Annotated in this window: 8 protein-coding genes; 4 read left to right on the top strand and 4 right to left on the bottom strand. The window is 72.4% G+C overall.

From position 1 onward, the window contains the following. Nucleotides 1-23 precede the first annotated feature (23 nt). From C1I93_RS25610 to C1I93_RS25600, 3 genes are read left to right on the top strand one after another with little or no spacing between them, the layout of a single operon-like run. A complete protein-coding gene (locus C1I93_RS25610) occupies nucleotides 24-392 on the top strand; it encodes an SCP2 sterol-binding domain-containing protein (RefSeq protein ID WP_111245844.1) in 369 nt (122 codons plus the stop codon). Then, nucleotides 392-2,452, top strand: a complete 2,061-nt coding sequence (locus tag C1I93_RS25605) for an amylo-alpha-1,6-glucosidase (protein ID WP_111245843.1) — start codon at nucleotides 392-394, stop codon at nucleotides 2,450-2,452. Before C1I93_RS25610 ends, C1I93_RS25605 begins: the two co-directional genes overlap by 1 nt. Nucleotides 2,453-2,507: 55 nt before the next feature. After that, nucleotides 2,508-3,257: a lysophospholipid acyltransferase family protein gene (locus C1I93_RS25600; RefSeq protein WP_111245842.1), complete on the top strand. Its 750-nt coding sequence runs from the start codon at nucleotides 2,508-2,510 to the stop codon at nucleotides 3,255-3,257. 1 nt (nucleotide 3,258) lies between these two features. Here C1I93_RS25600 and C1I93_RS25595 read toward each other — a convergent pair whose 3' ends face one another. The 4 genes from C1I93_RS25595 to C1I93_RS25580 all read right to left on the bottom strand — a co-directional run bounded on the left by C1I93_RS25595 (nucleotide 3,259) and on the right by C1I93_RS25580 (nucleotide 7,043). Further along, complete coding sequence (locus C1I93_RS25595) at nucleotides 3,259-3,960, bottom strand: hypothetical protein (RefSeq protein ID WP_111245848.1); 702 nt, start codon at nucleotides 3,958-3,960, stop codon at nucleotides 3,259-3,261. 74 nt (nucleotides 3,961-4,034) lie between these two features. Beyond that, nucleotides 4,035-4,748, bottom strand: coding sequence for a response regulator transcription factor (locus C1I93_RS25590; protein ID WP_111245841.1), 714 nt, complete (start codon nucleotides 4,746-4,748; stop codon nucleotides 4,035-4,037). Beyond that, a complete protein-coding gene (locus tag C1I93_RS25585) occupies nucleotides 4,721-5,911 on the bottom strand; it encodes a hypothetical protein (protein ID WP_111245847.1) in 1,191 nt (396 codons plus the stop codon). The genes C1I93_RS25590 and C1I93_RS25585 overlap by 28 nt, the downstream gene beginning before the upstream one ends. Beyond that, nucleotides 5,901-7,043: a sensor histidine kinase gene (locus C1I93_RS25580; RefSeq protein WP_223256710.1), complete on the bottom strand. Its 1,143-nt coding sequence runs from the start codon at nucleotides 7,041-7,043 to the stop codon at nucleotides 5,901-5,903. Before C1I93_RS25580 ends, C1I93_RS25585 begins: the two co-directional genes overlap by 11 nt. A gap of 170 nt (nucleotides 7,044-7,213) precedes the next feature. On the opposite strand from C1I93_RS25580, the gene C1I93_RS25575 reads away from it, so the two are divergent. Beyond that, the coding region (locus tag C1I93_RS25575) for a PQQ-dependent sugar dehydrogenase (protein ID WP_181445326.1) at nucleotides 7,214-8,426 on the top strand (1,213 nt) is incomplete at its 3' end.

Below are 8,426 nucleotides of genomic sequence, written 5' to 3'. Positions count from 1 at the left end.
GACTAGGGGGAGGGCAGGAGTCGATGGGGGACGCGACCGTGCGGTTCTTTGAGGATCTCGACCATCGGGGGTACGACCCGCTGCTGGCGAAGATCTCCGGAACCCTGCGCTTCGACCTGCACGAGGGGCCGCAGACCACGCACTGGCTGGTGCGCGTCGACCGGGGCCGGATCGAGGTCGGCCGGCAGGACATGGAGGCCGACACGGTGGTCGGCACCGACCCCGCCATGTTCGAGGACCTGGTCACCGGCCGGGAGAACGGGCTGGCCGCGCTGTTGCGCGGGGACATGACGGTGAGCGGTGACGCCCGCCTCGTGGTGCAACTGGAGCGGATCTTCCCCGGACCGCCGCAGGCCCAGGGGCCGCACCGGTACCGCAGGGGGGTGCGCTGATGGCCGCGTCACACACCGTCCGGATCCTGGACGGCAACACCTTCGTGGTCTGCGAGGCCACCGGCGACATCGAGGCCACCCCGACCGAGCCCACCGGGCTGTTCTCCATCGACACCCGGTTCCTGTCCAAGTGGGTGCTCACGGTCAACGGTGAGCGGCTCAACGCGCTCTCCTACGACGATCTCCAGTACTACGAGTCGCGCTTCTTCCTGGTGCCCGGCCTGGCCACGCACTACGTCGACGCCAAGCTGTCGATCATTCGGGAGCGGGCCGTCGGCGGCAGCTTCCGCGAGGGCATCACCATCCTCAACCACGACGAGAAGGCGGTCGACCTGGAGATCAGGATCGACGCCGGCTGCGACTTCGCCGACCTGTTCGAGGTCAAGGACGAGATCCTGAACAAGAAGGGCGAGACCTACACCGAGGTGGAGCCGGACCGGCTGCGGCTGGGCTACCGGCGCGGCAACTTCAAGCGGGAGACCATCATCTCCTCCTCCGAACCGGCGCGGTACGACCGCAACGGCCTCGCGTACTCCATCCACCTGGAGCCGAACGAGCAGTGGCACACCGCCATCGACGTGCAGACCCGGGCCCTCGGGCCGGGCGGCCGGGACCTGCGGATGGGGCTGCGGGTGCACGGCGCCGAACGCCTCGCCCTGCAGCAGGACCTGGAGGAGTGGATCGCCGCCGCGCCCAAGGTGAACAGCGAGCACGACCAGGTGGCCGCCACCTACCGGCGATGCCTGATCGACCTGGCCGCGTTGCGCTTCTCGCCGCTGTCGCTGGGCGGTCAGACACTGCCGGCCGCCGGGCTGCCCTGGTTCATGACCATGTTCGGCCGGGACAGCATCCTGACCTGCCTGCAGACGCTGCCGTTCACGCCCGACCTCAGCGCCACCACGCTGCGGATCCTGGCCGCGCTGCAGGGCACCCGTTTCGACGACTTCCGGGAGGAGGACCCGGGCCGGATCCTGCACGAGATGCGGTACGGCGAGAGCGCCGCGTTCGAGGAGCAGCCGCACTCGCCGTACTACGGCTCGGTGGACGCCACGCCGCTGTTCGTGGTGCTGCTCGACGAGTACGAGCGGTGGAGCGGGGACGTGGCGCTGGTCAAGGAGTTGGAGCAGGAGTGCCGGCGTGCGCTGCGCTGGATCGACGACTACGCCGACCTGGTCGGTAACGGCTACATCTGGTACGAACGCCGTAACACCGACAGCGGCCTGGAGAACCAGTGCTGGAAGGACTCCTGGGACTCCATCTCGTACGCCGACGGCACCCTGCCGCCGTTTCCCCGGGCCACCTGCGAGGTGCAGGGGTACGCGTACGACGCGAAGATGCGCGCCGCGCGGATGGCCCGCGAGTTCTGGGACGACCCCGCGTACGCCGAACAGTTGGAGCGGGAAGCCAGGGCGTTGAAGGAGCGCTTCAACCGTGACTGGTGGGTGGCCGACGGCGGGTACTACGCGCTGGCGCTCGACCCGGACGGGCGGCAGTGCGACGTGCTCAGCTCGAACATCGGTCACCTGCTGTGGAGCGGCATCGTCGACGACGACCGGGCCGAGCAGGTGGCCCAGCACCTGGTCGGCGAGCGGCTCTTCTCCGGCTGGGGGGTGCGTACCCTGGCCGAGGGGGAGATCCGCTACAACCCCATCGGCTACCACAACGGCACGGTGTGGCCCTTCGACACGTCGTTCTGCGCCTGGGGGCTGCGGCGGTACGGCTTCGCCGAGGAGGCCGCCACCATCGCCAGCGGGATCCTGGACGCGGCCCGGTACTTCGACGGCCGGTTGCCGGAGGCGTTCGGCGGCTATCCCCGGGAGCAGACGAAGTTTCCGGTGGAGTACCCGACGGCGTGCAGCCCCCAGGCATGGTCGACCGGGGCGCCGCTGCTGTTGCTGCGGACCATGCTCGGCCTGGAGCCGCACGAGGGGCACCTGGCGGTCGAACCCCGGCTGCCGGTCGGCATGGGTCGGATCGAGGTGCTGGACATCCCGGGCCGCTGGGGTCGGGTGGACGCCTTCGCCCGGGGCCGGCTCGACCTGCACAAGCTCGCCGACTGATCGCTGCCACCCCGCACCTACCCGTGCGTAACCTACTCGGGATAAAGTTTCGGGTATGCCGGAAATCGTGTATCCGCCCGTGATCGCCGCCGCCAGGACCATGTTCCGGGTGCTCGACCTCAAGCTCACCGTCGAGGGCTCCGCACACGTGCCGGCCACCGGCGGGGCGGTGCTGGCCAGCAACCACGTGAGCTACCTGGACTTCATCTTCTGCGGGCTGGGCGCGCTGGAGTCGAAACGGCTGGTCCGGTTCATGGCGAAGGACTCGGTCTTCCGGCACCGCGTGTCCGGACCGCTGATGCGCGGGATGCGGCACATACCTGTGGACCGGCGCGCCGGTGCCGAGTCGTACGCCGCCGCGGTGACCGCACTGCGAGCCGGTGAGGCGGTGGGCGTCTTCCCGGAGGCCACGATCAGCCGCTCCTTCACCGTCAAGGAACTCAAGAGCGGGGCCACCCGGATGGCCCGCGAGGCGGGCGTACCGGTGCTGCCGGTGGCGCTCTGGGGCACCCAGCGGCTCTGGACCAAGGGCCGCCCCCGTACGCTCACCCGCCGGCACACGCCGATCACGGTGCTGGTCGGCGAGCCGATGTCCCCGGCCGGCTATCCCGACGCCAGCGCGATGAGCGTCGAACTGAGCCGTCGGTTGACCGCCCTCGTGGACCGGGCCCAGCGGGAGTACCCGGACCGCCCGGCCGATCCGGCGGACCGCTGGTGGCTGCCGGCGCACCTCGGTGGCACCGCACCGACGCCGGAGCAGGCCGCCGCGCTGGACGCCGAGGAACGCCAGGCCCGTACCGCCTGACCTACCGCTGCCCGGAGGCCGCCCCGTACGGCATCTCGTCGGCCGGCCGCGGCCGGTAGTAGTCGTCCCGGCTGTGGAACTCGACAGGCAGCGAGCCGGGCAGGACCACCCGCCGCTGATCCGGCCGAGGCGCAAGGAGGGTGAGCCGGTACAGCGCGTCCCGTTCCGGCGGCGAGAGGTCCACCAACTCGGGCCGCACCAGCCGGAACGTGGCGACCGCCCGGCGGATCTGCTGGGCCAGCTCCACGATCTGCGCCTGCGGGCCGGTCAGCGCGAGCGCGGGCTGCTGGATGGTGCGCAGCGCGTCGCAGACCACCAGCAACTGCGCGGGCGTGGCACCGGCGGCCGGCAACAGCTCCAGCCGGGACGGCCACTGCCAACGGATCTGCCCACTCACCACCGACGGCATCCGGCCGCTGCGCCGATGCCGGGCACCGACCAGAGCCAGCGGGGAGCCGGAGCCCACGTACGCGATCCGGTGGTCGGTCACGGTGAGGGTGACCGGGGCGGGCAGCACCCACCGGCGCCAGGTCTCGGTCGGGCCGAGCAGGTAGCCCGCCACGTCCACCCGGTGGCGTCCGAGTATCTCCTCATCGCCTTCCGGCACCAACTCGTGCCGTCGGTCCAGCACCGGACCGGCGTCGTCGTCCAACGCATCGAACCGGTGCGGGGCGATGAAGAAGGGGGACGCGTCATCGTGCATCGTCACGGACCTCCGGTGCAGACGGCATCTACCGACGAGCCTCGCCCAGCCCGGCACGGCTGTCATGACGGTCGTTAGGGGGTCGGCCAATCGGCTGCCGCCTGCGACCGGTAGATGCCGATCTCCTCCGGTCGGATGAGTCCGTCCTCGATCGCGCGCGCGAGCAATGCCGCTTTTGTCGCCGCCGGCCTGCCCACCCGGCTGTACTTGATCCGCGCCCGGTCCACGTACTGCTTGACGGTGTGCTCGCTGATCCGCATCCGCCGGGCCACCGACGCCTTCGACATCGACTGGAACCACAACAGCAGCGCCTCGCGCTCCTTGTCGGAGAGCATCGGCCGGCCCGGCCGCGAATCGCCGACCATCGCACCGGCCAGGGCGGGTGCCACGTACGGGCGGTCCGCCGCCGCGTCCAGCACTGTCGCCACGCAGTGCTCCCGGCCCTCGTGCTTGGCCAGGAAAGCCACCGCTCCGGCGTCCAGCGCGGCGAGCATGGTCTGCGGATCGGAGTGTTCGGAGTAGACCACCACCCGCCGGCCGGCAGCGCTCAACTCGGCCAGCTTGTCCAGCACGACCCGGCCGTGCAACCGCAGGTCGAGCAGGACGACATCGGCTGCGGGGGCAACCCGCAGCACCTCGTCCGGATCGTCACCGGTGGCCAGCACGGTCAGCCGTGGCTCGGTGGCCAGCCAGGCGCGTACGCCGTCGATGACCACCGGATGGTCATCGATGATCGCCACCCCGACGGGCTGCTCCGGCGTCACCGACGCCAGCGCGTCTGCGTCCATCTGATCTTCCCGTCCCGTTCGTAGTGGAACTCGACCTCTCCCGCACCATCCTCCGTCGGCGGCGGGGCCGCCTCGGGACCCGCCGCGTCGGGGGTGACCAGGCCGACCACCACCTCGTCCGGGCTGGAGACGACGGTCAGCCGGGCCCAGTCCCGCGCGTCGGCGAGGCCGGCGGCGAGCGGGTCGGCCAGGCTCCGGCGGACCCGCACCGGCAGCGGCGGTGGGGTGCCGATGGTAACCAGCTCGATCGGTAGGCCGTTGCGTTCGGCCAGGTCGGCGGCGGCCCGCAGCTCGTGCAGGAGTGGGTGGGGCACATCGTCGGATTCGGCGATCAACCGGCGCAGCCGGGCGGCGGCGCGGGCACAGCGCCGTTGCACCTGCGGGTCGGTCGGGTCGGCCCGCCCCTGCGCCAACTCGGTGAGCACCTCCTCCGCGGCGGCGCTGACCAGGGCCAGCCGTTCGGTCCGCTCCCGCCGGGCCTGCTCGGCGGCCGCACGTTCGGCAAGCATCGCGTTTGTCGCGGCGGCGGTCGCGGTCCGGTCGCGGGAGAGGGCGGCGAGCGTGGTGGCCCCGGCGAAGACCGCCGCCGGCAACGAGGACGTGCCGTACAGCGCCATCGTGGCGCGGGCCAGGTCCGCGGCCTCGGTGGCGTCGTACAGCACGACGGCGGCCAGCCCGACACCGGCGTGGGCGACCAGCAGGGCGAGCAACCAGCGCACCGGCTGCCGCCAGAGGACCACCACGAAGAACCAGGCGAGCCCGCCCCAGACCCAGTTGGCCGGCCCGAAAACCTGCGCGCGACCCAGCGCGGCGAAGACCACCACGTCCACCACGAGCAGGAGCGCGACCAGCGGCGGCGCGGGCAGCGGGGCATCGCGCAGCAGCCGGACCCCGGCCAGCACCCCGAGCACCGCCACCAGCAGCCAGCAACCGATCACCAGCTGCGGCACCGCCGGCTCGGCGCGGGCCGCCAGCACCGCGGGCAGCCCGATCGCCAGGTGCCAGACCAGCGCGATGGTCACCACCACGATCCGGGCACCCCGGTCGGAGATCCGCGCCACCGCAGCCGCCGCGCGCCCGGCCCGGTTCGCCAGCACCAGTTCAGGGGTACGCGGCCCGGGAACGCGATGCGTCCGGTCGGCGGCGTCCGGCTCAGCCCACATCGGGCCACTCCAGCCGGATCCGGGTGCCACGACCGGGTGTGGAGTCGATGACGGCCCGCCCGTCGACAGTCGCCATCCGGCCGCGTACCGCCTCGCGGAGGCCGTACCGGTGGGCCGGGACGGTGGCCGGGTCGAAACCGGGACCGTCGTCGATCACCTCGACCGCGACGGTGCCGGCGAGGCGCCGCAGCCGCAGCACCGTGGCCGCGCCGGGCGCGTGCCGGGCCACGTTGGACAGTGCCGCGTGGGCGCTCTCCGCGATCGCCTCGGCGACCGGCGGTGGCACCGTGCAGGGCGGGAGATCGGCGTTGACCGGCAAGCCGGGCAGGCGCGCGAGCACCGCCCGTAGCTGTTCGTCCAGCCGGGCCGTGTTCGGCATCGACCGCGCCTCGGCCAGGGCGGCGAGGGTACGCAGGTCGTCGGTGCAGCGTTCCCGCAGCGCCTCGGAGGGGCCGGTGACCGCGCCCTGCCCGACCATGGTGAGCGTGGCCAGGATGGTGTCGTGCAGGTCGCGGTTCTGTTGCCGCTCCGCCGCCCGGGCGGTGCGCGCGATGAGCGCCTCCCGCGCGGCCCGCTGGTTCACCAGGAACGCGGCGTCGGCCCGAGTCATCCGCCGCCGCATCACCGCGGTCAACAGCGCCGCGCAACCGGTCTGTGCCAGCAGAGTCGCCGCGTGCGCGCTGGCCTCGGTGCTGTTACCGGCGGCCTGCACGCCTGCCACGTACGCGGCGGTGACCAGCAGCCCCGCCGGGATCGACAGGCGCGGCGGTGCGGTGGTCTGTGCGGTGATAACGGTGGTGCTGGCCAGCACCGCGATCCAACTCGCCTCGCCCGGTAGCACCTCCGGCGCGACGAGCACCGGGACCGCCAGGCAGGCGGCGGTGGTCAGCACCACGTCCCCGGCGAACAGCGGGATGCCGATGCCGTGCCGCCAGGCCCGCAGGGTGTACCAGATCGACCAGGCGGTCAGCACCGCGACCGCCGGCAGCAGCAGCTCGGTGCGGACCGGCGGGGTACGCACGGCGAGCGCCACCACCGCGCCGGTCAGACCGCAGGAGATTCGCAGCAGGGCCGGCAACCTGGTGAAGATGAACGCGAAGGCCCCGGCGGCCGGCCGCTCGCTCGTGTCCACTGCGGTCCCGTCTGGCGCTGCGGAGATCGACGACGGAGAATAGCATGGGCAGCGACGCCGACAACGCTGGGCGATGACCCCGTCGCCCGAGGGGCTACCCGTGGTGGAGATCGCCTGCGTGCCGGTCACCCCTTTGTTAAATTGAGTCACATCAATTAATAGGGAGTGGCATGAAGATCAGACTCACGGTCGGCGCCGCACTCGCCGCCGGGCTGGTCGCCGGTGGCGTCGGCCTCGGCGGTCTCGCCGGCGCGGCACCAACCACCGTCGGTCCGTCGCAGGTGCTCCACGGCGGCCAGGCCCGGCCCGGCGACGCGGCACCTGCGGCAGGCGACGGGGCGCCCGGCGCGCTCGCCGTCGGCGACTTCGACTTCACCCGGCCGGAGACGGTCGCCACCGGCCTACAGGTGCCGTGGGGCATGGACTTCCTGCCCGACGGCAGCGCCCTGGTCGCCCAACGCCCCACCGGACAGGTGGTGCGGGTACGCCCAGGGCAGGCACCGGAAGCGGTGGCCACCATCGCCGGCGTGACACCGGTCAGCGAGGGCGGGCTGCTCGGGCTCGCCGTCTCACCGACCTACGCGCAGGACGGTTGGGTCTACGTCTACTTCACCACCGCCACCGACAACCGGATCTCCCGCTTCCGGCTCACCGCACCGCAGAACCAGGAACCCATCCTCACCGGGCTGGCCCGAGCGGCCATCCACGACGGAGGCCGGATCGCCTTCGGTCCCGACGGGCTGCTCTACGTCGGGGTCGGTGACGCCGGGCAGACCGCCAGCGCCCAGAACCCGCAGAGCCGCAACGGCAAGATCCTGCGGATCCGGCCGGACGGCTCGGTGCCACCGGGCAACCCGATCGCCGGCTCCCCGGTCTACAGCCTCGGTCACCGCAACGTGCAGGGGCTGGCCTGGGACGCTCAGGGCCGGCTCTACGCCACCGAGTTCGGCCAGAACACCTGGGACGAGGTCAACCTGATCGTCGCGGGCGGCAACTACGGCTGGCCCACGGTCGAGGGCCGCGCGGGCGACCCCCGGTTCCGGGATCCGCTGCTCACCTGGACCACGGCCGAGGCGTCACCGAGCGGCGCGACAATCGCCGGCAACCGGCTCTTCGTGGCCGCCCTGCGAGGCACCCGGCTGTGGAACGTACCGCTCACCGGCTCCGGTGGCGTCGGCACACCCACCGCCGAGCTGCTCGGCACGTACGGCCGGTTGCGCACTGTGGAGTACGGCCCGGACGGCTGGCTCTGGGTGACCACCAGCAACCGCGACGGCCGGGGCAGCCCGGCGGCCAACGACGACCGGGTGCTGCGCTTCCCGCCCCGCGACGGCGCCACGCAACCCCCGACGGCCTCCCCGACGCCCATTCCGACGCTGACCC

The organism is Micromonospora endophytica, assembly GCF_003236305.1.
GTDB lineage: Bacteria > Actinomycetota > Actinomycetes > Mycobacteriales > Micromonosporaceae > Micromonospora > Micromonospora endophytica.
The sequence above is the reverse complement of the archived record's forward strand: the minus strand, read 5'-3'. Positions and strand labels throughout refer to the sequence as shown.